The organism is Rhizobium sp. 01N48 (assembly GCF_056399145.1).
In genome coordinates this window covers 282,832-306,678 of sequence record NZ_JBFTQT010000002.1, presented here as the reverse complement: position 1 = coordinate 306,678, position 23,847 = coordinate 282,832, and the positions used below count along the sequence as shown (strand labels likewise).

General features: G+C 58.7%; 17 protein-coding genes. 11 read left to right on the top strand and 6 right to left on the bottom strand.

What is annotated here, in order from left to right; translation table 11 throughout:
- The first annotated feature begins 36 nt into the window (after positions 1-36).
- Positions 37-1,806 carry a malto-oligosyltrehalose trehalohydrolase gene (treZ, locus tag AC1DOG_RS05085; protein WP_477927077.1) on the top strand — a complete coding sequence of 590 codons (1,770 nt, stop codon included), beginning with the start codon at positions 37-39 and terminating at the stop codon, positions 1,804-1,806.
- Between the two features lie 42 nt (positions 1,807-1,848).
- Here treZ and AC1DOG_RS05080 read toward each other — a convergent pair whose 3' ends face one another.
- Together AC1DOG_RS05080 and AC1DOG_RS05075 are read right to left on the bottom strand one after the other, a co-directional pair.
- Positions 1,849-2,907, bottom strand: a complete 1,059-nt coding sequence (locus tag AC1DOG_RS05080) for a DNA topoisomerase IB (RefSeq protein ID WP_477927002.1) — start codon at positions 2,905-2,907, stop codon at positions 1,849-1,851.
- 426 nt (positions 2,908-3,333) lie between these two features.
- The gene (locus AC1DOG_RS05075) at positions 3,334-3,771 is read right to left on the bottom strand and encodes a hypothetical protein (RefSeq protein ID WP_477927001.1); all 438 of its coding nucleotides are present in this window, start codon (positions 3,769-3,771) and stop codon (positions 3,334-3,336) included.
- Between AC1DOG_RS05075 and AC1DOG_RS05070 the strand changes: the two genes are divergently transcribed.
- Genes AC1DOG_RS05070 through AC1DOG_RS05050 form a run of 5 tightly spaced genes read left to right on the top strand, consistent with a single transcriptional unit; the run spans position 3,737 to position 13,573 of the window.
- Entirely contained in the window at positions 3,737-8,452 is a 4,716-nt protein-coding gene (locus tag AC1DOG_RS05070; RefSeq protein ID WP_477927000.1) for a DUF4082 domain-containing protein, read from the top strand. The genes AC1DOG_RS05075 and AC1DOG_RS05070 overlap by 35 nt on opposite strands.
- Positions 8,453-8,460: 8 nt before the next feature.
- The gene (locus AC1DOG_RS05065) at positions 8,461-9,678 is read left to right on the top strand and encodes a GTP-binding protein (RefSeq protein ID WP_477926999.1); all 1,218 of its coding nucleotides are present in this window, start codon (positions 8,461-8,463) and stop codon (positions 9,676-9,678) included.
- 34 nt (positions 9,679-9,712) lie between these two features.
- Positions 9,713-10,006: a hypothetical protein gene (locus tag AC1DOG_RS05060; RefSeq protein ID WP_112943385.1), complete on the top strand. Its 294-nt coding sequence runs from the start codon at positions 9,713-9,715 to the stop codon at positions 10,004-10,006.
- 31 nt (positions 10,007-10,037) lie between these two features.
- Positions 10,038-12,173 (top strand): peptidase domain-containing ABC transporter, encoded by a 2,136-nt coding sequence (locus AC1DOG_RS05055; RefSeq protein ID WP_112943386.1) that lies wholly within the window; start codon positions 10,038-10,040, stop codon positions 12,171-12,173.
- Entirely contained in the window at positions 12,170-13,573 is a 1,404-nt protein-coding gene (locus AC1DOG_RS05050; RefSeq protein WP_477926998.1) for an HlyD family type I secretion periplasmic adaptor subunit, read from the top strand. Before AC1DOG_RS05055 ends, AC1DOG_RS05050 begins: the two co-directional genes overlap by 4 nt.
- A gap of 152 nt (positions 13,574-13,725) precedes the next feature.
- On the opposite strand, the gene AC1DOG_RS05045 is transcribed toward AC1DOG_RS05050, so the two are convergent.
- On the bottom strand, positions 13,726-14,640 hold the full coding sequence (locus AC1DOG_RS05045; RefSeq protein WP_296433301.1) for a hypothetical protein: 915 nt from the start codon (positions 14,638-14,640) through the stop codon (positions 13,726-13,728).
- Positions 14,641-14,720: 80 nt separating this feature from the next.
- Positions 14,721-16,205 (bottom strand): hypothetical protein, encoded by a 1,485-nt coding sequence (locus AC1DOG_RS05040; RefSeq protein WP_296433300.1) that lies wholly within the window; start codon positions 16,203-16,205, stop codon positions 14,721-14,723.
- 265 nt (positions 16,206-16,470) lie between these two features.
- On the opposite strand from AC1DOG_RS05040, the gene AC1DOG_RS05035 reads away from it, so the two are divergent.
- Positions 16,471-17,865: an O-antigen ligase family protein gene (locus AC1DOG_RS05035; RefSeq protein ID WP_477926997.1), complete on the top strand. Its 1,395-nt coding sequence runs from the start codon at positions 16,471-16,473 to the stop codon at positions 17,863-17,865.
- Positions 17,866-17,897: 32 nt separating this feature from the next.
- Here the strand turns inward: AC1DOG_RS05035 and AC1DOG_RS05030 are convergent, their stop codons facing one another.
- Both AC1DOG_RS05030 and AC1DOG_RS05025 read right to left on the bottom strand, forming a co-directional pair.
- Positions 17,898-18,875 (bottom strand): glycosyltransferase family 2 protein, encoded by a 978-nt coding sequence (locus tag AC1DOG_RS05030; RefSeq protein WP_112943388.1) that lies wholly within the window; start codon positions 18,873-18,875, stop codon positions 17,898-17,900.
- A 23-nt stretch (positions 18,876-18,898) separates the two neighbouring features.
- Positions 18,899-20,191, bottom strand: coding sequence for a rhamnosyltransferase WsaF family glycosyltransferase (locus tag AC1DOG_RS05025; protein ID WP_477926996.1), 1,293 nt, complete (start codon positions 20,189-20,191; stop codon positions 18,899-18,901).
- A gap of 312 nt (positions 20,192-20,503) precedes the next feature.
- Between AC1DOG_RS05025 and AC1DOG_RS05020 the strand changes: the two genes are divergently transcribed.
- The 4 genes from AC1DOG_RS05020 to AC1DOG_RS05005 are packed head-to-tail and all read left to right on the top strand — an operon-like array spanning position 20,504 to position 23,847.
- Positions 20,504-21,010 (top strand): acyltransferase, encoded by a 507-nt coding sequence (locus AC1DOG_RS05020; RefSeq protein WP_112943389.1) that lies wholly within the window; start codon positions 20,504-20,506, stop codon positions 21,008-21,010.
- Positions 21,007-22,044, top strand: a complete 1,038-nt coding sequence (locus AC1DOG_RS05015; protein ID WP_112943390.1) for a Gfo/Idh/MocA family protein — start codon at positions 21,007-21,009, stop codon at positions 22,042-22,044. Before AC1DOG_RS05020 ends, AC1DOG_RS05015 begins: the two co-directional genes overlap by 4 nt.
- Positions 22,041-23,147: a DegT/DnrJ/EryC1/StrS aminotransferase family protein gene (locus AC1DOG_RS05010; RefSeq protein ID WP_112943391.1), complete on the top strand. Its 1,107-nt coding sequence runs from the start codon at positions 22,041-22,043 to the stop codon at positions 23,145-23,147. Before AC1DOG_RS05015 ends, AC1DOG_RS05010 begins: the two co-directional genes overlap by 4 nt.
- The gene (locus AC1DOG_RS05005) at positions 23,137-23,847 is read left to right on the top strand and encodes a DapH/DapD/GlmU-related protein (protein WP_112943392.1); all 711 of its coding nucleotides are present in this window, start codon (positions 23,137-23,139) and stop codon (positions 23,845-23,847) included. The genes AC1DOG_RS05010 and AC1DOG_RS05005 overlap by 11 nt, the downstream gene beginning before the upstream one ends.

Below are 23,847 nucleotides of genomic sequence, written 5' to 3'. Positions count from 1 at the left end.
CCAATCCCATTTGTCGAAAGGCCTCGCGTGACTGATATGCAATTCGGACCCGTCATTTCCGACAGGGGCGTGGTTTTCCGCCTTTGGGCGCCTCTTCTCGACAGCGTCCGCCTGAAGCTGGAAGACCAGGAACCCCGACCCATGAGCCAACTCGCCGACGGTTGGCACGAGGTGGAGGTCGCCGGCGTCGGCGCGGGCGCGCTTTACCGGTTTGTTCTTCCCGAAGGCCTGCAGGTACCCGATCCGGCCTCACGCTTTCAGCCGCACGATGTGCACGGGTTCAGCGAGGTCGTCGATCTCACGGACCACCACTGGAACGCCGAAACCTGGCCTGGGCGCCCGTGGGAAGAAACCGTCCTCTACGAACTGCACGTCGGCACCTTCACCGAAGAGGGCACCTTCCTCGCGGCAATCGGGCGTCTCGATCATCTCGCGCGGCTAGGCGTGACGGCGATCCAGCTCATGCCTGTTGCCGATTTTCCGGGACGTTACGGCTGGGGCTACGACGGTGTGCTACCCTATGCGCCCGACGGCAGCTATGGCAGGCCCGAGTATCTAATGGCGCTCATCGATGCTGCCCACGAACGCGGAATCTCGGTCTTCCTTGACGTCGTCTACAATCACTTCGGCCCCGACGGCAATTATCTGCCCCTCTATGCGCCGCTGTTCACCGACCGGCACAAGACACCGTGGGGCAAAGGCATCGATTATGATGGTGCGATGGCGCGGCCGATGCGCGAATTTGTCATTCAGAACGCCATCTACTGGATCACCGTCTTCAGGCTCGACGGGCTGCGACTGGATGCCGTTCACGCCATCAATGACGACAGCGAGGAACATCTGCTGCTGGAACTCGCACGGCGCGTGCGCGCCGCCGCTGGCGTTCGCCATGTTCACCTGATTGTCGAGAACGAGGAAAACGACAGCGATCTCCTGAAGCGCATGAGCGATGGCAAAACAGGTCTGTTCACGGCACAATGGAACGACGACATCCACCACACGCTGCACATCGCCGCCACCGGCGAGCGCTTCGGCTATTACGCCGATTACGCTGATAATGGCGAAGCGCTTGCGCGTTCGCTCGCGGAAGGCTTTGTATTTCAGGGCCAGCACATGCCCTATCGCGGCGAAAACCGGGGCAAGAGCACGAGCGAACTGCCGCCTACGGCGTTAGTCTCCTTCATCCAGAACCATGACCAGATCGGCAACCGGGCGATGGGCGACCGGATCATCGCCGCGCAGCCCGTTCACGTCATAAAGTCGATGGCAGCGGTCTATCTGCTCGCGCCGCAAATACCGATGTTGTTCATGGGTGAGGAATGGGGGGCGCGCGACGCATTCCCCTATTTCTGCGACCTCAATGAAGAGCTGAACGAGATGGTGCGAAAAGGGCGCCGCGAGGAGCTCTCGCGACTGCCGGGCTTCGATACGGATGATCTGCTGGACCCGACCGCGCCATCGACGTTCGAGATGGCCAAGCTCGATTGGTCTGCCGTCACCGATCCCCACTGCGCCGACATGCGCGACTTCTACGCCTCGCTGCTTGCGATCCGCCACAAGAAGATCGTCCCGCTTCTGGCAGGGATGCGCCGAGGCGAAATCGTCGCCGGATCGGACTTTACGGCCGTCGCCGCCGATTGGTCGTTGGCGAGCGGCGGCCGGTTGTGCCTGCGGGCGAACCTTGGAGAGGAAACGATTGCGATGGACCCGATGACGGATGGGGCAGAGGCAATCTTCGGCCTTGACGCGTCATCTGGCAGTAACCTGTCGCCGTGGTCTGTCTGCTGGAGCGTAAGCCGCGAGTGACGAACCATTATCAGGCTTTCCATCGGCCGAAGACGCAGCCTTTCAAGGCAAGGATTTCAGCCAACCCAGCACACCGTCCTCTTCCGCATCCATCCATTTCAGCAGTCGCTTGCTTCGTGTCGGCCTCGCGCGCAACAGCTGGCCCAATCTGCCGGCCTTGAACTCGTCGAACACAGCGGGATGAATGTAGGACGAGCGGCACACCGCGCGCGTATTGACGAGCATGGCGGCAATGGCGTCGATCACTTCGTTCATTTGTCGCGCGAGCGCGGCCTCGGTGGCGGCAACCTCCAGGGGTGTGAAGGCAGTGACGGCCGCGCAGGTCGCGCCCCATGTCCGAAACTGGCGGGAGCTGAACTCGGCGCCGGATACATCCCGGATATACTCGTTGACGTCCTGCGACGATATTTGCCGGCGGGTCCCGTCTTCGCAGACATACTGGAACAATTGTTGTCCCGGTAATTCCTGCAGGCTGCGGACAACGCGCGCGATGCGCCTATCCGTGTGCACCAGGTTCCACTCCTTGCCGGATTTTCCCTTGAAGCGGAACTTCACCTTGGAGCCGTCGATCTTGACGTGTCGGCGGCGCAAGGTCGTCAGGCCGAAGGAGCCGTTATCCTCAGCGTATGCCGCATTCCCGATGCGGATGTAGAGATTGTCGAGCATCCAGACGACGGTGGCCAGTGCCTTGTCCATCGTCGGCGCGCGGGCTCGCAAATCGATGTCTACTCGCGCTCGTATGTCAGGCAGGCGCTCACCGAAGTCGAGTAGCTGGTCGAACTTGGCACGTGCCCGCTCCGAATGCCATTCCGGATGATAGCGATACTGCCTCCGCCCTCGCGCATCGATGCCGATCGCCTGCAGATGCGAGAGAGGATCGGGCGATATGCGAACGTCGACATAGGCAGGCGGAATCGCTAATGTATTAAGCCGCAAAATCTCCGCGCTATCCGTGATCCTGCCGCCATCGGGAGCGTAGTAGAGGAAACCATTTTTTCCTGCCTTACGCGTGATACCACTCTCGATATCCGTGGTGTAAACCAGTCGAGACGAGGCCAATGCCGCGTTAGGGAAATCCGGTTGCTTGATCGTCTGGTCCATGGGGCAGTAACCCCGTGATCAGGGATCCAGTTCCCTTCACGACCTGAGCTGTTCAATGAATTGTGCATGGTGCATTTGGTCGATCTGGCGGCCGCTATTTGCATCGCTCAATGGCGCTCGATGCGAGATACAAAGCAACAAAGACGTATCGACGCAGATATTCGAGCAGAATCCGAACAAAACGCTCGCGCTAAGTAATCAAAACGAAGTACAAACCGCTTTTCTGCGTACCACTGATTGCCGTCGTTTCCTGCAGAACGAAAGATGGCACCATGGCCACTCGTCAGGGGATGTGTGGCAGATGATTAAAGTACGCGGTCGTAATAATAGTTATCTCAGTGCGTTCGGCGGGGCCACGACAGTCTATGCCGCGGCCCAAACCTGGAGTACTGGCGCTGCGCCCACCGCTTCAGATGCGACAAGTGCTCAACCGAACACAACGGCCACGGCGTTCCAGGTATCCGCGAATGGTGCTGCGACAACCACCGCAGCTACATTCAGTTCCGCTAGTGATGCCGCTTCGACCACAAACTCGGCGACCTCAGCGCTCATCGACACGTCCACGGCGACAATGTCGACCAACGAGCCACGGACGGTTTTGCCGGCGGATGCGGCTCCTATGCCCGCCCGCCTCGCGACAGCAAGCGCGAGCATAGTTCTTCCAAACAGCAGCGCTCCTTCGTCATCGGTCGATGCCTCCACCTCGTCAGTTGAGGCTGTCGCTCCCACCGCTTTAGCGGTCTTGCGTACGGCCTCTGCGACGGCGGCATCAACGGCTGTGGCATCGGCAGAAAGCACAAGCGAGCCGACCGCGACGACAACCGCGCTGATGGCACCGGCGGCCGTTGCGGCCACGCCGAACAAGATCGCTCTTGAGAACATGAAGCAAGGCACGGCGCGTAGCGAATGGGCGCTCGAAGGAGACGGCAATGGCACCATTCAGGGCTTCGCTACCGAGATCAGCTCCAACATCGGGCAGACCGTCGATTTCAAGATCGCGACGGATTCGACGCACTACCGCATCGATATCTATCGCATGGGCTATTACGGCGGTGATGGAGCCCGCAAGGTCGCGTCCATCGACAAATCTCTAACGACCGCTCAGATCCAACCACACCCGATCGTTGACATGTCGCTTGGCCTGATCGACTGCGGTAACTGGTCGGTGTCGGCCAGCTGGGAGATTCCAGCAGACGCTGTATCTGGCGTCTACTTCGCCAAGCTCGTTCGCGAAGATGGTGTCGAGGACGCCGGCATTATCCCGTTTATCGTGCGCGATGACGCCTCAGCGAGCGATATCGTCTTCCAGACGTCGGACACGACATGGCAGGCTTACAACGCCTGGGGCGGCGCTAGCCTCTACTACGGCGAAGTGCCCGTCGATCCTGCCGACATGATTGGCTATCTGCCTCCGAATTGCAGCTGTGGCCTGACAGCGATCGGCCGCGCTTCGGCGGTCAGCTACAACCGACCGATCATCACCAACACCAGCCCGGTCGGCGGCACTCACGATTACATCTTCGGTGTCGAAGCCTCCGCAATCTCTTGGCTAGAGCAAAACGGCTACGACGTTTCCTACATCTCTGGCGTCGATTCAGCCCGAAGCGGCAGCCTACTCCTGAACCACGACGCATTCCTGTCCGTCGGCCACGACGAATACTGGTCGGCCGAGCAGCGCGCCAACGTGGAAGCGGCGCGCGACAGCGGCGTCAACCTTGCCTTCTGGAGCGGAAACGAGGTCTATTGGAAGATCCGCTGGGAAACCAGCATTGACGGCAACGGCACGCCTTATCGCACGATGGTCTGCTACAAGGAGACATGGGGAACCAGCAGCGACCCGAGCAGTATCGGCACCGGCACTTGGCGTGATCCACGCTATGCCGATCCGGGCCAGGAGCCGGAGAATTCGCTGACGGGCACGATGTTCACCGTAGACAGCTACCGGCAGGATACGATCACCATCCCTTACGACTATTCGCAACTGCGCTTCTGGCGCAACACCGACGTTGCCAACCTGCAGCCGGGTGAAACCTACAGCTTGGTGCAGAACCTTCTCGGCTACGAGTGGGATTCCGACGTAGAGAACGGCTTCCGGCCGGCGGGCCTGATCAATCTGTCGCTCTCCAGCGTATCCGTAGACACCTACCTGCGAGACTACGGAACGACCGTTGGTAGCGCGATCGCGACGCACAGTCTGACCATGTATCGCGCCGAAAGCGGCGCGCTGGTCTTCGGGGCTGGAACTGTATTCTGGTCATGGGGTTTGAACGCCGATCACGAGGGTCCCGCCACGCCGACCGATCCGAATGTCCAGCAGGCCATGGTCAATATGTTCGCCGACATGGGCATCCAGCCGACGACGCTCGACGCCAGCTTGGTTCTCGCCACACAATCGACAGATACTCTCAAGCCGACCTCGACCATCACTTCACCGACACTCGGCGGCAGTTTCCTCGAAGGCCAGCACGTCACTGTGACCGGAACCGCAATGGATTTCGGCGGCGGCATCATCGCCGGTGTCGAAGTCTCGACCGATGGCGGGCAGCACTGGTTCAAGGCCACTGGTCGGGAAAACTGGAGCTACAATTGGGTCGTCCAGGCAAGCGGCACTTACACGATCATGTCACGGGCGGTGGATGACAGTGTCAATCTGGAGGCTCCATCAGCCGGCACCCAGGTGACCGTTTCGTTGCCCCAGACGCAAGGTCTCTGGACGCTTGCATCGAAGCCTACGACCGAAACGGCTATCGACCGTGATCCGGTCGAGCTTGGTGTCCGCTTCCAATCGACCACAGGCGGTTTCGTGCAGGGCATCCGCTTCTACAAGGGCTTCTATAACATCGGCGAACACGTCGTCAGCCTCTGGAACGCCGATGGTACGCTCCTCGCAACCGGTATTTCCACGAACGAGTCTCTGTCGGGCTGGCAAACCGTGATGTTCTCGAGCCCCGTGCAGATCACCGCGGGAACGACGTATACCGCCTCGTACCACAGCAACGGCTATTTCTCAGTCACAGAGAATTACTTCGGATCGACATATAGCAACGGCCTTTTGAAGACCGTCGATGGAGGCGGTGTTTATTCTTACAGCCCCACCTCCGTTTTCCCGACCCTCAATCCAAGCGGCTCGAACTACTGGGTCGACGTCGTGTTCGACGCTGGCGCCAACACCGCCCCTGTCGCCAACGACGACGGCGGCTTCACGATCGGGCGCAACGGTTCCCTGACGCTGTCGATCGCGGCTCTGACCGCAAACGACACCGATGCGAATGGCGACGCTCTGACGATAACCGCAGTCGGCAATGCCGTGAACGGGACGGTATCTTTGAACACCCAGACCGGAACAGTGGTGTTCACGCCGACCGCTGGCTACACCGGCCCTGCGACGTTTACCTACACTTTGTCGGACGGACGCAATGGTACCAGCCAGGGCAATGTCAGCCTGACGGTGCAAGAGGGGCCCGCAGGCGTCGGGCTGTTTACCGCCGCCGAAGGACCGACCGGCTCGGCAATTCACGATACGACGCCGGTGGAACTCGGAATGAAGTTTGTCTCATCCGAGAGTGGCACGATCACCGGCATCAGCTTCTATAAGGCCGCCGGCGATACCGGCGCTCATACCGGATCAATCTGGACCGCAGACGGGCAGCTCGTCGGGACTGTAAACTTCGCCAATGAATCGCTGAGCGGCTGGCAAACCGCGACGTTCAGCAGCGCGATCCAGATTGCCGCCGGCGTCACCTACATTGCGTCGTATCATACGACCGGCTCCTACGTCGCGACCACGAATTACTTCTCGACCGATCACACCAACGGCGTTCTAACCGGGCTTTCAAGTGCCGCAAGCGGTGGCAATGGCCTTTACAGCTACGGTGCGAGTTCGCTTTTCCCGACCTCCAGCTATCAGGCATCGAACTACTGGGTGGATGTCGTCTTCAACCAGTCGACGGTCAGCAATACGGCACCGGTCGCCGCAAACGACAACGGGCTCCAGGCCTATTCAAACACCGCCCTATCGATCGCCGCTGCCACGCTTCTTGCAAACGACACCGACGCGGACGGAGATTTGCTTTCGATAACGGGCGTGAGCGCGGCGGCGAACGGCATCGTTACTTTCAACAGCCAGACGAATTCCGTGATCTTTACGGCAGCGAGCGGCTATGTAGGCGCCGCAAGCTTCACCTACACGATCTCGGACGGGCGCGGCGGCACGGCATCGGCGCAAGTAAACCTGACGGCCAGCCAGCCAAACACCCCACCGACGACATCAAGCTTGTTCTCATCTTCGCAGACGCCCACGATCGCCGCCGACAGCGATTCGAGCTCCGTCGAACTCGGCGTCAGGTTCGTGGCGTCCGCCGGCGGGCAGATCACCGCTCTGCGCTATTACAAGAGCGCTCAGGATACCGGAACCCATGTCGGTTCGCTCTGGAGCAGCACGGGCACCTTGCTCGCCTCCGCGGTCTTTACCAACGAGACGACGAGCGGGTGGCAAACGGTCACGCTCAGTGCACCGATCACCATCACCGCAGGCACGACCTACGTCGCTAGCTACCACTCCAACGGATATTATGCAGCCACGCCGAACTATTTCACGGCCGACTATTCGAATGGCGGGCTGACGGTGYCAAACGGCAGTAACGGCGTCTATTCCTATGGCTCGACAAGCCTGTTCCCAACGGCAAGCTACAATGCGACAAACTACTGGGTTGACGTCGTCTATCAGAGCAGCACACCAACGGTGGCCAACACCGCGCCGGTCGCGGTGGACGACACAGGCTTTTCGACGACACCGGGCGCCACGCTTACGATCCAGGCAGCGGCCCTGCTTGCCAACGACACGGATGCTGATGGCAACACGCTGTCTGTCACCAGCGTCAGAAACGCCGTGAACGGCACCGTGACCTTCGACAGCCAGACGAACGCCATCACGTTCACGCCGACGGCAGGCTACTCAGGTTCGGCGAGCTTCTCTTACGCAATTTCTGACGGAGCAGGCGGAACGGCGTCGGCGCAGGTGTCGGTGACCGTCAATCCGCAATCGACGGCACCCACGCAAAGCGTCTTTGCCGCAAACGCAACTCCGACGGTTGTTTCGGTCAACGATAATTCGCCTGTTAATCTCGGAATGAAATTCCAGGCCGACACCGCAGGTTGGATCACTGGCATCAGCTTCTACAAGGGCGCGACGAACACCGGCACCCATACCGGCTATCTCTGGACAGCGACCGGCGATCTGCTTGCAAGCGCAACCTTCACAAACGAAAGCGCCAGCGGTTGGCAGTCCGTCACGCTTTCGAACCAAGTGGCGGTCTCCGCGAACACGACTTACGTCGTATCCTACAGTGCCAATGGTAACTACTCGGCAACCAGCGGATACTTCGACAACAGCGTTTCCAACGGCAATCTCGAGGCGATGTCATCCGCTCTCAGCGGCGGCAATGGCGTCTATGCCTATGGTACGGCCGGGCTGTTCCCGACCAGCACCTATAACAGCACCAACTACTACGTCGACGTGGCCTTTCGGCCGCAGCTGGCGGCTTAGGAACGAGCATGGAACGGGGCGCAAGCGACAACAGGCTTCCGGTAACGGTTTTGGCGGGCTTCCTCGGCGCCGGCAAAACCACCCTGCTCAATCATGTCCTGCGCAATCGCGAGGGACGCCGCGTGGCGGTCATCGTCAACGACATGAGCGAGGTCAACATCGACGCCGACCTTGTTCGGGGCAACGCCAACCTGTCGCGCACGAACGAAACGCTGGTGGAGCTCAGCAACGGCTGCATCTGTTGCACGCTGCGCGACGACCTGTTGACGGAGGTCCGCCGGCTCGCCGCCGAGGGTCGCTTCGACTACCTGCTGATCGAAGGCACCGGTATTGCCGAGCCGCTGCCGATCGCCGCCACCTTCTCGTTTCGCGACGAAAACGGCGCAGCGCTCTGCGATACCGCCCGACTGGACACGATGGTGTCAGTCGTCGATGCGGCCAATCTCTTGGCTGACTTTTCCAGCACGGATTTCCTTAGCGATCGTGGCGAGGTCCGCGATTCAGAGGACAACCGCTCACTGATCGACCTTCTCGTCGACCAGATCGAATTCGCCGACGTCATCGTGATCAACAAAATCTCGGAGGTCGATGCGGCAATGCGCATCATGATACGGCAGATCGTGGCGTCGCTGAACCCGGACGCGCGCGTGGTCGAGACGGATTTCGGTGACCTGCCGCTGGGCTCGATCCTCGACACCCGCCTCTTTAGCGAAGCGAAATCTGCGCGCCATCCGCTGTGGCACAAGGAGCTCTATGGATGGGGCGACCATGTACCGGAGACGGAAGAATATGGCATTTCAAGTTTCGTCTACCGCGCACGCCGGCCATTCGATCCGGTGAAGCTGGAGCGTTTTCTGGCGATAGAATGGCCGGGGCTGATCCGCGCAAAGGGCCATTTCTGGCTCGCGACCCGGCCCTCGGAAATAGGCCAGCTTTCGATTGCCGGCGTTCAGCGCCAGATTACCGCTAAGGGCTATTGGTGGGCGACGGTGCCAAAGGCGCAATGGCCACGCTATCCGCAATTCCGGCAGCTACTGGACAAGCACTGGAACGAGATATGGGGTGACCGCCGCCAGGAACTCGTCTTCATCGGCGCAGGTCTTGATCAGGAGGTAGTCTGCGCAGCGCTCGACGACTGCCTCGTTGGCAACGATACCGGCTTCGATCAGCATTTGGCACAGGGCATGCACGATCCCTTTCCAGCGTGGCAACACGGCCATGCTTGACACATTCTGAAACAACCAAACCAGAGGGCATACAATGAGCAGCGAACTTTATTCTGATGGCATCGGCGAAATCACGGTAACTGGAACGATTGTCAGGATCGACCTGATGTCGCTTTCGGCAACGGAACGTGATGCAAGCAACAATCCGAAGCCTGAATTCCGCCAGCGCATCATTATGCCTGTCGAGGCATTCGCGAACGCGGTGGATCTGATGCAGAAAGCGCTCGGCGGTCTCGTCGAGGCAGGCGCCGTCCGCCGCATCAGCGACATTCAGACTCCAGCGGCGGATGCGGCTCAGTCGCAGAACGCTTCGCCGAATTTCAACTGAACGCTATCGCTATTCCGGGTGGGCCACGCGTATGTTTTTGCACACCAATCTCCACTGTCTTGCTCTCGTCGCGCGTCACCACGGCGTCGACCTCTCACCTGAGCGCCTACAGCATGACTATGCTGTAGGGGAGGAACCTGTCGCCATGCGCCAGCTTCTGCGCATGGCGAAAGACGCCGGGCTGAAGGCCAAGAACCTTACGCTCACCTGGCCATCGCTCTTCCAGCTGGGCAATGCCTATCCCATTCTTGCCGAACTTGAGAACGGCAACTGGGTTGTAGTGGCCGGCGCAATCGATAGCGATGAAAAGCAAGTGCGCGTCCTCGACCCACTAGCGGCCCGGCCTGAATTCATTTTGCTGAGCGAAGAGCAGTTCACCAAATCGTGGCGCGGTTCCGTCGTCCTGATGAAGCGCAACCATCGCATGGGCGACGACGACCAACCGTTCGGCTTCCGCTGGTTCATTCCTGAAGTCATCAAGCAGCGCAGCTTCTTCCGTGATGTCGCGCTTGCCGCCTTTGTTCTTTATGGCCTCGGATTGACCACCCCGATGTTCTTTCAGCTGGTCATCGACAAGGTGCTGGTGCACCAAAGCTACGCCACGCTGACGGTGCTGACGATCGGCATCGCCGTCGCCCTGATCTTCGACGCAACTTTCAGCTTCCTCAGACGCTATCTTCTGCTTTACGCGACGAACCGGATCGACATCCGCATTGCCACCCGCACATTTGGACACCTGCTCAATCTTCCCATCGCGCTATTCGAACAGGCATCCGCCGGCGTTATCGTCAAGCATATGCAGCAGACTGGGCGCATTCGTGAATTTCTTACCGGGCGTCTTTTCCTCACGCTTCTCGATGGAATTTCGCTGCTTGTCTTCATCCCGATCCTGCTCCTTTACAGCGTGAAGCTGACCTTTGTGGTGCTCGGCTTTGCCGCTCTCGTCGGGCTCGTGGTGATGCTGCTAGTCGGCCCGTTCCAGCGACGTCTGCAGGCGCTCTACAAGGCCGAAGGCGATCGACAAGCGCTCTTGGTCGAAACCGTGCACGGCATGCGCACCGTTAAGTCGCTTGCCCTGGAGCCCCGCCAGCGCAAGGTGTGGGACGACCACTCAGCGCAGGCGATCTCCGTGCGGTTCCGCGTCGACAAGATCTCCACGGTCGCTCAGTCGCTCACCGGTCTTCTGGAAAAGCTGATGGGCGTGGCGATCATAGGTCTTGGCGCCCTCGACGTCTTCAATGGCTCAATGACGGTCGGCGCACTCGTTGCGTTCAACATGCTGGCTGGCCGCGTCTCCGGGCCGCTGGTGCAAATCGTGACAATGGTGCACGAATACCAGGAAGTCGCGCTCTCTGTTCGAATGCTCGGCGAGATTATGAATCAGCGTCCGGAACAATTCGGCCGCGGTCGCGGCATCCGCCCGCAGCTTCGCGGACGCATCGATTTCGACAAGGTCACCTTCCGCTACGCGCCCGATGGCGCGCCGGCGCTCGACGATGTCACGTTCAGCATTCCTGAGGGGTCCGTTTTCGGTGTCGTCGGCAAGAGCGGCTCTGGCAAGACGACGATCACGCGCCTGATCCAGGGATTGTATCAAAGCCAGCAGGGCCTCGTTCGCGTCGATGGCTACGACAGCCGCGAGATCGACCTCGTGCACCTGAGAACCAGCATCGGCGTAGTGCTGCAGGACAACTTCCTGTTCAAGGGCACCGTTCGCGAAAACATCGCGGCCGCAAAGCCGGATGCCAGCATCGAGGAGATTATCGAGGTCGCGCGCATCGCCGGCGCAGAGGAGTTCATTGAGCGCCTGCCGCGTGGCTTCGAGACCATGCTTGAGGAGAACGCCGCGAACCTTTCCGGCGGGCAGAAGCAGCGACTAGCGATCGCGCGCGCTCTGATCACGGATCCCAAACTGCTGATCTTCGATGAGGCAACGAGTGCGCTCGACCCCGACAGCGAAGCTATCATCCGGCAGAATCTTAGCCAGATCGCGGCCGGTCGGACAGTGATCATCGTCTCGCATCGGCTCTCCACGCTTGTCGACGCCGATGCCATTCTCGTGGTGGAACGCGGCAAGATCGCCGACATCGGCCGCCACGATCAGCTCGTAACGCGCTGCATGACCTATCGTCATCTTTGGTCGCAGCAGATGAGGCAGGTAGCATGAACGCCCACGCTGGAAAGCCAAACCTTCCCGTTCCGGTCAAACCGGACGACAATCAGCTAGCCTCGCGCGGGGGATTTTCTCCTGTCATCGCTGAGTTCCAATCCGATGCCGTGGAACTCGAGGAGCGTGCTCCACCGCGCGTCGCGCGCATGACGCTCTACTGCATCACCGCGTTAATCGTCTCGGCGATCATATGGGCTTCGGTGTCATCGATCGACGAAGTGGTGATCGCGCCAGGAAAGCTCGTGACGACGCAGCCAACGATCGTGGTTCAGCCGCTCGAAACCTCGATCGTACGAACGATCGACGTGAAGGCCGGCGATCTCGTACATAGCGGCCAGACGCTGGCAACGCTCGACGCGACCTTCAGCCAGGCGGACGTGGATCAATTGACTGCGAAGTTCGCCGCACTCGACGCGCAGGTAAAGCGTATCGAAGCGGAGCTGTCCGGTGTCGATTACTCGTCCATCGCCGGGGCGACGCAGAACGAGATCTTGCAGGCACAGCTGTTCGGACAACGCCGTGCGTTCTACACAGCGCAACTGCAGAACTTCCAGCAGCAACTCGCCGGTCAGGCCGCGACGATCGCCGCCAGCAAGGCACAACAAGCAGTGCTTATCGATCGTCGCGAGAACCTAGCTCGGATCGAAGCCACTCGCGAACGCCTCTATGACCGCGAGAGCGGGTCGCTCATCACGCTGCTTGCGTCTCGCGACGCCCGGCTTGACGTCGAGGCAAGTTTGTCGACCGTAAAGGGTCGCGCCGATGAAGCGGAGCATGCCTACGCGAAGCTGGAGGCCGATCGCCAGGCCTTTATCGAGGACTTCCGCCGCGCATCGATGGAGCAGCTCGTCGATCTCAGAAGCCAGCGCGACACGGCCGGCGAAGAGCTGAAGAAGATGGAACTGCGGCGAAACATGGTGATCTTGACCGCGCCAGCGGATGCGGTAGTGCTCGATCTGGCGCAGCGCTCAGTCGGCTCGGTCGTCAAGGAGGCCGAACCTATCGTCACCCTCGTTCCCCTGAACGTGCCGCTTGAGGCCGAAGTATCCGTCAATTCACGCGACATCGGCCGTATTGAGACCGATACGCAAGCGCGCATCAAATTCGACGCCTATCCCTTCCAGAAGTACGGTACGGCGTCGGGAACGGTGCGAACGATCAGTCGCGACACCTTCACTCCGACCCAGCAGGACGCCGTCGCCACGCAGTCGAACCAGCCTTTCTTCAAGGCCCGTGTTCTCCTAGCTGACAAGAGCCTCGGCACGGACAAGGACCCAGTCCGGCTACTTCCTGGTATGGCGGTCTCGGCCGAGATCATGGTCGGACAGCGGACCGTGATTTCGTATTTCTTGTATCCGCTGCTGAAAGGACTGGACACGGCGATTCGGGAGCCTTGATTAAGGCGCCCTTTCTCCCAGCGTTTGGCTTACCTGCACGTCGACTGTTGCAGATCGTACGAGCATGACAAGGCGACACTATCCGGCATAGGGCAAGCCGGATAGTGTTGGCTCATCGAGCGGAAGTGTGATGCACGAAAATCAGCGCTGTTTTAGCGCGCTTCCAACGCTGTGCCGTCATCCCAAGTATTACCGGTCCACACATTGCCCTCTCCACCGGCGGCGAATGAAGTCGTCGGGCCGAAGGCTGCGCACTTCCCGTTTTTTCCGCGCTGCCAGACGTTGTCCTTCACGACGATAAACGTCGGATTGGAACCAAACGGCTTTGTCGGATTGTATCCGAATGATGTGCAAAAGCCTCCAGGGGTTTCTTGGAAGAGATTTCGTTCGAATGTGAATCGGGTGAGCTCGGAAAAATCCCCGTAGATCTGGGCGGATCCCGAACAACCGCCGTCGCCAATGTCCTCGACATCGCAGGTAATTGTGTTGTGCCGAAGTGTTACGTCTCCCCAGCCGTTTGAAAGAAAGCCACCCAAATGCTGCGGCTGACCGGGCTGAAGATATTGCCCATGCAACCATGAATCTTCGACGAGACAATTGGGCGTGCACTGGACACTTGTCTGCCCGCCCCTAACGTCGGACCGGCGCACAGTAACGTTTGAAAAGCCGATCGCCGGTCCCTGCCATTTACCACCGTCTACAAGGCTATCCTCGATCGTCAACGATGCACCCGGCGTGTCGACGTCAATGCGCCCCGTCTTGCTTCTGGTGATAACGACACCCGGAGCTTTCACGACCAATGGGCAGCCGACAATCCGTGCATCAATAACAGTGTTGGGCTGGGTAATGTCACACGGCCCATCGTAGGGTGTAAGCTCGGTACCCTTCGGCACACCCGTATTATGAGGCCCAGGGAACGTCTTGACATCGACAGGTCGCGGTTCGGCCGCATGCGCGACTGCAACATCAACGGAGAGGCTCGCCGCAATGGAGGCAGTAACGATCCACACGGCCGCCGGCCGCCGGCCTACCGTCCGATTTGAGCGGCTGGTCGATATCGTAGCCATACTAAGTTCTCCATCACCGACGAGATCGGCAGTTGCGATATAAGGGAAAAACTAACGTCAGAGGACGGCAGAGCTTGGAATCAGGTAGCGACAACCCTTGACCGCCATGAGCCAACAATCTGTCTGATCTTTCTGGATGCGCGCTTTGGATTCCTTATTGCCTCCGTTGCGGGCCGCAATATATCGCGGTAGTTTCCATATCTGTTGACCGGAATTTCGGATATCTCACGCCAAAGAAGCGCGATTACCTTCGAATATATGTCGCCTTTGCGACGCATCGCCGGAGGCAGAGACAACATCTCCGTATAATTTTCCCTGGAGATCATAGGATTTATCTCACAGTGCCTCGGTTTGACGTATGAATCGCAGAAACCCCATGCGCTCATTCGCAGCTCGATATAGGCGAGATCCAGGATGAGGAAGGCGTCGAGATGGGAAACAGGTGCGAGCCACTCTTCTACAGCTCGCAAGACTTCGACAGTGGGTGACAGCTTCAATCTGCTTATAAGGCCTCTTGCGTCAATCACGGTGTCCTTTTCGGCGTTCAGCCAAAGGAAACCGCGGCCAACTTCTCCACCTAGGCCGCCAATGAAGTATTGCCCTTCCAGAGGCTTGACGCTCGGATGCATCTTGACGTTGTTGCCACCAACACAATGTCCAGCTCGAAGGAGCCACAGATCTGCCTCAGCCCGCGTTGCCTCCCGGTAGGGAAGAACGTCGTGCTCTAGACCAAACTCGCGCGCCAAGCGCGTGGCACACGCGACATCGATGTCTGCGGTCGGTGCGGCAACCGTCGCAAAAGAGACATCTGCGATCATGGATCGTGCGCATGCCAGAAGAAGACGTGAATCATTGCCTGCCGTCAGCGCAATGGTTGTCTTTCCCGCCTTGGCAAGAACCGCCGTCGTCCTGCTGATACGATCACACATCCGAAGGCAAGCCGCCAACGGATCCTTGGCGGTCTCAATTTCAGCAAACGGCCAATGGCGCTTCGTCGTCCACGTGCAAAGATCAAGATAATGGTTGCACAGCAGACGCGAAATTCCTTCGTGCGCAGTCATGCCAGCTGTGAACCAACCGGCATTTTCGACGTCTAGTGCCTTGTAAAGCCTCGCGCGAAAGCGCGCTGCGTATGCGGCGGGGTCCAAGAGAACAGCTGCGGTCGCACCCGCCAACTTCCGTTCACTGTCATAAACGACGGAAAGACTGCCGTTGGCATCAAGGTAAAGACGTTTGATACCGCCAACGCTCATGATGAACAGGAAACTCCCGGTCAGGCGATAGACATTCCGTTCGATAAGAGCGTCAAGAGATTGCACGTCACCGAGTACGCCGTCCAAATGATATTCTCGGTCAACGATTACACCCTTATCGAGGTCGATCGGCGTCCCGAGCATGAAACCGATTTGGTCGCCGTTTGCGTCGAGGACCGGGAGAACTCGCATTTCCTGTGCCACAGCCACGCACAGACCATCAAGCGTGTGGAGCCGCCAGCCCAGCGGGCACGCAGTTGGCCCTGCCGAAATAAAGAACTGTCCGTCAAGCTTGTCGTGTCCAGGCAGCATCTGAGGTTCCTTTGCCGCGATTGCACGGGCGTTGGTGGTCCGACCGAACTCAAAATAATCAAAGAAAGATTATCTTATATAAATAACGCAGGTAAGCGCATCATTCCTCGTCTATTCGGACGATGCCAAAGTATACCGGAAGGATTAGTCGCGCATTCACCCGACTTTGATTATTATGAGTCACGGGCCAGTTGCGGCTCAATTCGTCATGGCTTTCAGCCAAGCGGATAAACGGTAATCTCCTAGCGTCTTTCCGGATATCGCGATGTCTAAATACAAAGTTGCCAGTATCCAGCCGCGTTTAGCATCAGAGGTCCGGAGAACAGCAATCACAGGCCAGAACCACCTACGCCAGCAGCTGCCTCGCGCCGCAACGCGTCAACGATCCGACGTCTCCTCGTCGACAACCCATCTAGCGGTTGGGGTTAAGCTGTTTCTAATCGGACTTATGATCCCGTGGATCATCCCGCTCGGACCACTTAACGTTTCCGTCTATCGCCTCGTCCTGATTTTCACGCTGCTACCTGACGTCGTAAAGCTGGCGCAAGGTCGAGCCGGGCCAGTTAGGATCGCCGATATAGGTCTCTTCCTCTACTGTGTTTGGGTAACTGTGGCCCTCGGCGTCGCACATGGTGTGGGTGTCGCTACGCAGTCCGGCGGAATGATGCTTATCGACGGAGCGGGCGCCTATTTGCTGGCGCGCTGCCACATTCGTACACCCGACGATTTCCGCAATATGATCGTCTTCGTTGTCAAGCTGCTAGCATGCTTGGCTCCCTTCGCCCTTTACGAATGGCTGACCGGCCAGAAGCCGCTTTTGGTTGCGTTTGGAGCGATATTCCCCACGGTCGACGTGACAAAAATGTTGCCTCGCATGGGGCTTTGGCGTGTTCAGGGACCCTTTAGCCATTCCATTTTGTTTGGCGTATTTTGCGGCAGCATGCTGGCACTCACCGCACTTGCCTCCAGCGACAAGGCAGCCACTCGTCGCCTTCTGGCCTGCCTCGTCGTTGGAACAACGATCATGTCCATGTCTTCAGCTCCGATCGCCGGCGTCTTCTTTCAATTGGCACTCTTGGCATGGGACAAGACGCTAGGCAGCTTTCAGGCGAGATGGAAACTGCTGTGGGGTTTTGCCCTTATGGGCTACCTGGTGATTGAGTTTGGTTCCAATCAGACGCCCATCCAGTTCTACATCTCGCACTTCACCTTCGAACAGCAAACGGGATGGTATCGAATCTGGATATGGAATTATGGTTCGGCCTCGGTCGGAAATCATCAGCTTTTCGGAATCGGGCTTAGTGACTGGGAGCGACCGAGTTGGATGGCAAGCGATAGCGTCGACAATTTCTGGCTTCTAACCGCAATGCGTTACGGCCTACCGGCTTTCGTACTGATGTGCTTGTCATGGTTATCGCTTTGGTTTGCGATAGCGCTGAGAAAGGGACTGGATCAGCGCGCCAGCTCATGCCGCACCGCCTACCTTATGTGCATGGCGACGTTCGTTTTCGTGGGATCGACTGTGCATTTTTGGGGTGCAACCTACGCCTGGCTTTTCTTTCTCAGCGGCGCAGGCGTCTGGTTGCTGGATGCCAGGACCGAGGAACAAAACGACGTTGGGCGGGCGCAAAAAAGCAGTTTCCGTCGAGCCCGCACCTGAAAAGCTGGCACACCTTGGCTGGGAGCTAGGTTTCATCCTCGCATGGAGCGCAGAACCTGCCACACACGCGGACCAAGCGCTCTGTTTGCCAAGTAGCGAAGCCAAGCGCGCGAGCGCCAAACGTCCGGATAAAGTTCCTTTGCCAAATCCGATAAACGGTTTGCCGTTGCGATATCACCTTCATTGAAGGCCTCGCCCGCCTGATAAATCGAGTTGCGGCCTAAGGCCTGAAAGAGAAGCGTCTTGAACAGACGCGGATTTTTCAGCTCCGGAGCACTGTATTCCAGAAAGTGATCGATCGCAGCGCGTCTTTGTTGAACATCAGGCAGTCTGGCAGCCGAGTACGAACGTGACATGTTGCTGGAATGCATTCGGTAGACTGCTTGCGTAGCATTAATAAAACCAACTGGGCCGGTAGCCGCTAAACGCAGCCACATCGCCATATCTCCAGCGTGAGGCAGAGCCTGGCAATATCCGCCGACGTGCTTTTGTGCACTTGTCCTGACAACCGCAGTGGGGGTCGGAACGATGTTCTGGCCGCTCATTGCTTTGACGAAATCCAGGCACGAAAAGATTTCGCTCTGCCTCTTACGCTTCCCAGCGAAGGGCTCTCTTAGTTCTTGCATCCCATTGTCGAAAACCAAACTGGCATTGCCGAACACGAAACTCATATCTTCGTTTGCTTCAAAAAGCTGAGCGACGCGAGACAGAGCTCCCGGCGCGAGGTAATCGTCGGCCGAGAGCAGCAGAAAGAGATCACCTGAGGCCCAATCAATGCCCTCGTTATACGTTGCAATATGTCCCTTATTTTCCGTGTGGTAGCGGTACTCGACCCGTGGATCGCTCTCGGCCAGTTGTCGTCCCACCTCTGCGGTATTATCAGGCGAGCAATCGTCTAGAATAAGCACGCGGGCCTGAATGCCTTCCTGTGAGAGTACGCTTTGGACACACTCCCGCAGGAAGTGTCCGTATCGATAACATGGAATTGCAACGTCAACAGTTAGTGTCACGGTTCCCCCCCGAAAAATAGACGCTACGCGTTACCCTTGAGCGCGCGCTGCAAGGCCTTATCAATCGCGGCTCCCGCCAGATCCCAGGATGTCGAGTTGACACTGTCAGCCGCGCGTTTGGCCTCCGATTGAAAATTCGGCATCGCCACGATCGCTTCCAGCGCCTCTGAGAGAGAATGCGGGGAAAGCGACGCGTAGCGCACATGCGCGTTGTCCAACACCATGCGATTGTGATCGGCGTCGTTGACTACGGGAATGCAGCCGCATGCAAGCATCTCGTGCGGAACGAGCGATACGTTCGTGAGTGATAATGTCAAACCCGCGAAGCACCGGTTATAGATGTCGCCCAGCTTGTCGGGGGACACCAGTCCATGGTTGGTGTATCGGAAGGGAAGCATACCGAGATCCTCACCGAAAAGGTGAAGTTCGATCTCGGGGTGACGCTTGGCAAATACTTCAAGCGCGAGGAGACCAAGCTCGACAGCGCGACGCGGCGTGCCGGCGCGCGCGTAGAACGCGACACCATTTCTCTTTGATGACGGATTGAATCGATAGCGGCTTGTGTCACAGCCGAAGGGAAACCAGTCTGATTCCATTCCGAACTCCGCCGCCAACTTCTCGGTTAGCCATCGGCCCGCGGTGAGGCCATGAAATCCCATTCTATAAGTGCTTTCCGCCAATGCGCTGTTAGTGCCGATAGGGTAAAAGGACGGCTCATAATCCTGAACGAAGTAAAAGCGTTTGCCAGCCGTCCGAATGTTGAACATGGCATAAGCCGATGGCCAATGGGTTGCCACGACCGCGTGGGCATCCCTCATATCGGGGCCAAACTTGCCAATCTTGCAAGTAACACCATAGCTCGAACGAGCAATACTTTCGTAATACTTATGATCCCCGCCATATGGATCGTAGAAATAGACGCTATTGTCGTAGCCGATCCGTTGCAGATAATTAACCATGCGAAATATTGTCGTGTGACCTCCCGATCCAGGACCAGCGGGGCCAACGATCCAATTGATCGCGATCGGCGCACCGTCTTCAACCGCCGGAACAGCAAAGATCGCCGGTCGCGTGAAGTCGGCATTCAAAACGTCTTGCGGAAAAACATGCCAGATGAAACCTTTTGGCTTTATCCAGTCGGATAGCTTTGATCGAGCGCGCGTAGCTAGGGTACCCCAACCTTCACGCAGCATGATGTGGCTGAGTTGCCTTCCTCGGCGATCGAATTGAGCACCAATCCCCTTCAGTGTAGCTGCAGCCCGCCTAGGCAAGCTATTGGACTTACCGTTTGCCGCAACCGGAACCTTCGTCAGCAAAAGCCCGATCCTTTCGTTCGTACGCACAGCATGTCGCCGCTCTCCTGGTTGCGTCACGCAGACGGCTACCATACCGTTTCCACCGAGGCACCCTATTAGCCGCAAATATAAACACCGAAATTACTTTCGCAACTCAGTATGACGAAGCAATAATTTCAAAATAAATACGCCTTTCGATTAGGCATATACCGCATTTTGATTCCTTTACTCTGCCGACGAAAAGCTTTCTCTTGAGTGGCGAAAGTCGTCCGTCGGCGCTCTTTTTTGTGCGTTAAGCCGACGTAGTTCAGAGTAGAGTGAGGACATCAGGGCATGATTGCTTCGAGCGTAACGCTGGGTGACAACGTCGTCATTCATCACCCAGACCTAGTCAATCTCTATGGCTGCTCAATCGGCTCGGGCACACGTGTCGGAACCTTCGTCGAGATCCAGAAGAACGCCGCCATCGGTGTAAACTGCAAGATCTCCAGCCACTCCTTCGTTTGCGAGGGCGTGACGATCGAGGATGGGGTGTTTATCGGCCATGGCGTGATGTTCACGAATGATCTTCAGCCTCGCGCCGTCAATCTCGATGGCTCACTTCAGTCGGACGCCGACTGGGCTGTCGTCCCCACGGTTGTGAAACGCTATGCCTCGATCGGCAGCAACGCGACCATCGTCGCAGGCATCACAATCGGCGAGGGCGCGCAGATTGGCGCCGGCGCGGTCGTGACAAAGGATGTTCCTGACTACGCAATTGCAGCAGGCGTGCCTGCGCGGATCATTGGCCGCGCCAAGGACGCTCCAGTCGAAATTCTGTCATCTGGGAGGGCACGATGATTGGTATTGCCGTCGTCGGTTATGGCTATTGGGGACCCAATCTGGTCCGAAATTTCGCGGAGACACCCGGCGCGCAGCTGCTGTGGGTCTGCGATTTGAAAAAGGACCGGCTAGGCGCCGTGCAGATGCGCTATCCGACGGTCCAGATCACCGATGATTTCGACGAGGTCCTGCGCGACCCCCGCGTCGATGCGATTGCGATCGCCACACCTGTTTTCGCCCATTACAAGCTCGCCATGCAGGCAATGATGGCCGGCAAGCACGTGTTCGTCGAAAAGCCGATGGCCTCGACCTCGGAAGAGGCGCGGCGCATGGTGGAAGAAGCCACCCGCCGAGGCCTGATCCTCGCAGTAGACCACACCTTCATCCACACCGGCGCCGTCCGCAAAATGCGGGAAATCATCGAAACGGGCCTCGGCGACGTCTATTATTACGATTCAGTGCGCGTCAATCTGGGCCTCTTCCAGCACGATGTCAGCGTCGTTTGGGATCTGGCAGTGCATGACCTTTCGATCATGGACTATGTCCTGCCGGAGAAGCCGGTCGCGGTTTCGGCCACCGGCATGGGGCATGTGGCCGGCGAGCCAGAGAATATCGCCTATCTGACTCTGTTTTTCGAGAGCAAGCTGATCGCGCATATCCACGTGAACTGGCTGGCGCCGGTGAAGGTTCGCCGCACACTGATCGGCGGCAGCAACAAGATGATCGTTTACGACGATCTCGAGCCTAGCGAAAAGATCAAAGTCTACGACAAGGGCATCACGCTGAACGGCAATGCCGAACACAACGGCGACAAGGTCTACGAGATGCGCGTCGGTTACCGCACCGGCGACATGTACGCGCCGCAGCTCGACATGACGGAAGCGCTCGGCCGCGAGCTTAAGCAGTTCGTCGATTGCGTCACCAACAAGACGCAACCGCTCGCCGATGGCCACGCCGGCCTGCGCGTGGTGCGCATTCTCGAAGCCGCGACGCAATCGCTTGCTCAGCGCGGCCGTGTCATCGAACTCGAACAGGCAAGGCTGATAGCATGATCCCGCTGCTCGACCTGAAGGCTCAATACGCGTCGATCAAGGACGATGTCGATGCCGCGGTTCTCCGCGTTCTTGCTTCCGGCCACTATGTGCTCGGCGAGGAAGTCGCGCGCTTCGAAGAGGAATTCGCGCGCTATTGCGGCACGAAACACGCCATTGCCGTCAACACCGGCACCAGCGCGTTGCACCTGTCGCTGCTCGCAGCCGGCGTCGGGCCTGATGATGAGGTCGTCACGGTATCGCTGACCTTCGTCGCGACCACCGCCGCCATCTGCTACACGGGCGCCCGGCCGGTTTTCGTCGATGTGGAGCCGGTGACGCTCACCATGGACCCGGCGAAGCTGGAAGCTGCGATTACCCGCAAGACCAAGGCGATCGTGCCGGTTCATCTCTATGGCCAGATGGCCGATATGGATGCCATTCAGGCGATCGCCGACAAATATGGCCTGCCCATTATCGAGGACGCCTGCCAGGCACATGGCGCCGAATATAAGGGCAAGCGCGCCGGCAGCATCGGGATCTCCGGCAGCTTCAGCTTCTACCCGGGCAAGAACCTCGGCGCCTGCGGCGAAGGCGGCATCATCGTCACCAATGACGACGAGCAGGCCAAGGCGATGCGCATGCTGCGCGATTGGGGCCAGGAGAAGCGCTATCACCACGTGATGAAGGGCTACAACTACCGGATGGACGAAATCCAGGGCGCCATCCTCAGGATCAAGCTGCGACATCTCGAAGACTGGACGGAAGCCCGCCGCACGCGCGCCGCGCGCTATTCGGCGCTGCTTGCCGGATCGAGAAGCGTTCAGGCGCCGGTTGCCGCAAGCGACCGCCGCCATGTCTACCACGTCTATGCGGTGCGCACCCCTGATCGCGATCATCTGCAACAGGCGTTGCGCGACGAAGGTATCCATACTGGCTTGCACTATCCCGTGCCGGTCCACCTGCAGGAAGCGCATGCTGATCTCGGCTACCAGGTCGGTGACTTCCCGGTTTCGGAAGCGGCGGCGCGCGAAGTGCTTTCGCTACCGATCTATCCGGAGCTGACGATGCGCCAGGTCGAAGAGGTCGTGGCCGCGGTGGAGCAGGACGCCTATGTCAGCTGACCCAGCCCCCCTCGTCCGGCTTGTCCAATCGGTACACGGCCTGAAGGAAAACGCGTCCGATCCGCTCTATCAGAGCGAGCTCGCCAAGGAACTGCGCCAGACATACGGGCTGGCGGGACTGGTGGAACTCTACGCGCGCTTCGCCAATGGCGATGGCTTCGTCGACGCCTTCATGCGCAAGGTCATCTGGAACAGCTTCACGCGCTCCTGCGGCTCGGGCCTGCAGGTCGGTAGCGGCGTCGGTTTCAAGCATCCGGAAACCTTCGAAATCGGAAACGGCGTTTTCATCGGCGCCCAGGCCTACATCCAGGGACGTTTCGACGGCACCTGCAAGATCGGCGACAATACGTGGATCGGCCCGCAGGCGTATTTCGACGCGCGCAACCTCGTTCTTGAGGAATGCGTCGGCTGGGGGCCAGGCGCCAAGGTTCTTGGCTCCAGCCATACCGCCCTTCCGGTTGACGTGCCAATCATCCGCACCGATCTCGAAATCAAGCCGGTACGCATCGGCGCCTGGGCCGATATCGGTACCAATGCCACCATCTTGCCCGGCGTTACCGTCGGCAAGGGCGCGATTGTTGGTGCCGGCGCTGTTGTCTTGGCGGATGTGGAACCGTTCTCGGTCGTCGCCGGCGTGCCGGCCAAATTCATCCGGTGGCGCGAAGACTCCGATCCCTCAACTGTGAAAAGCGTGGAGTAG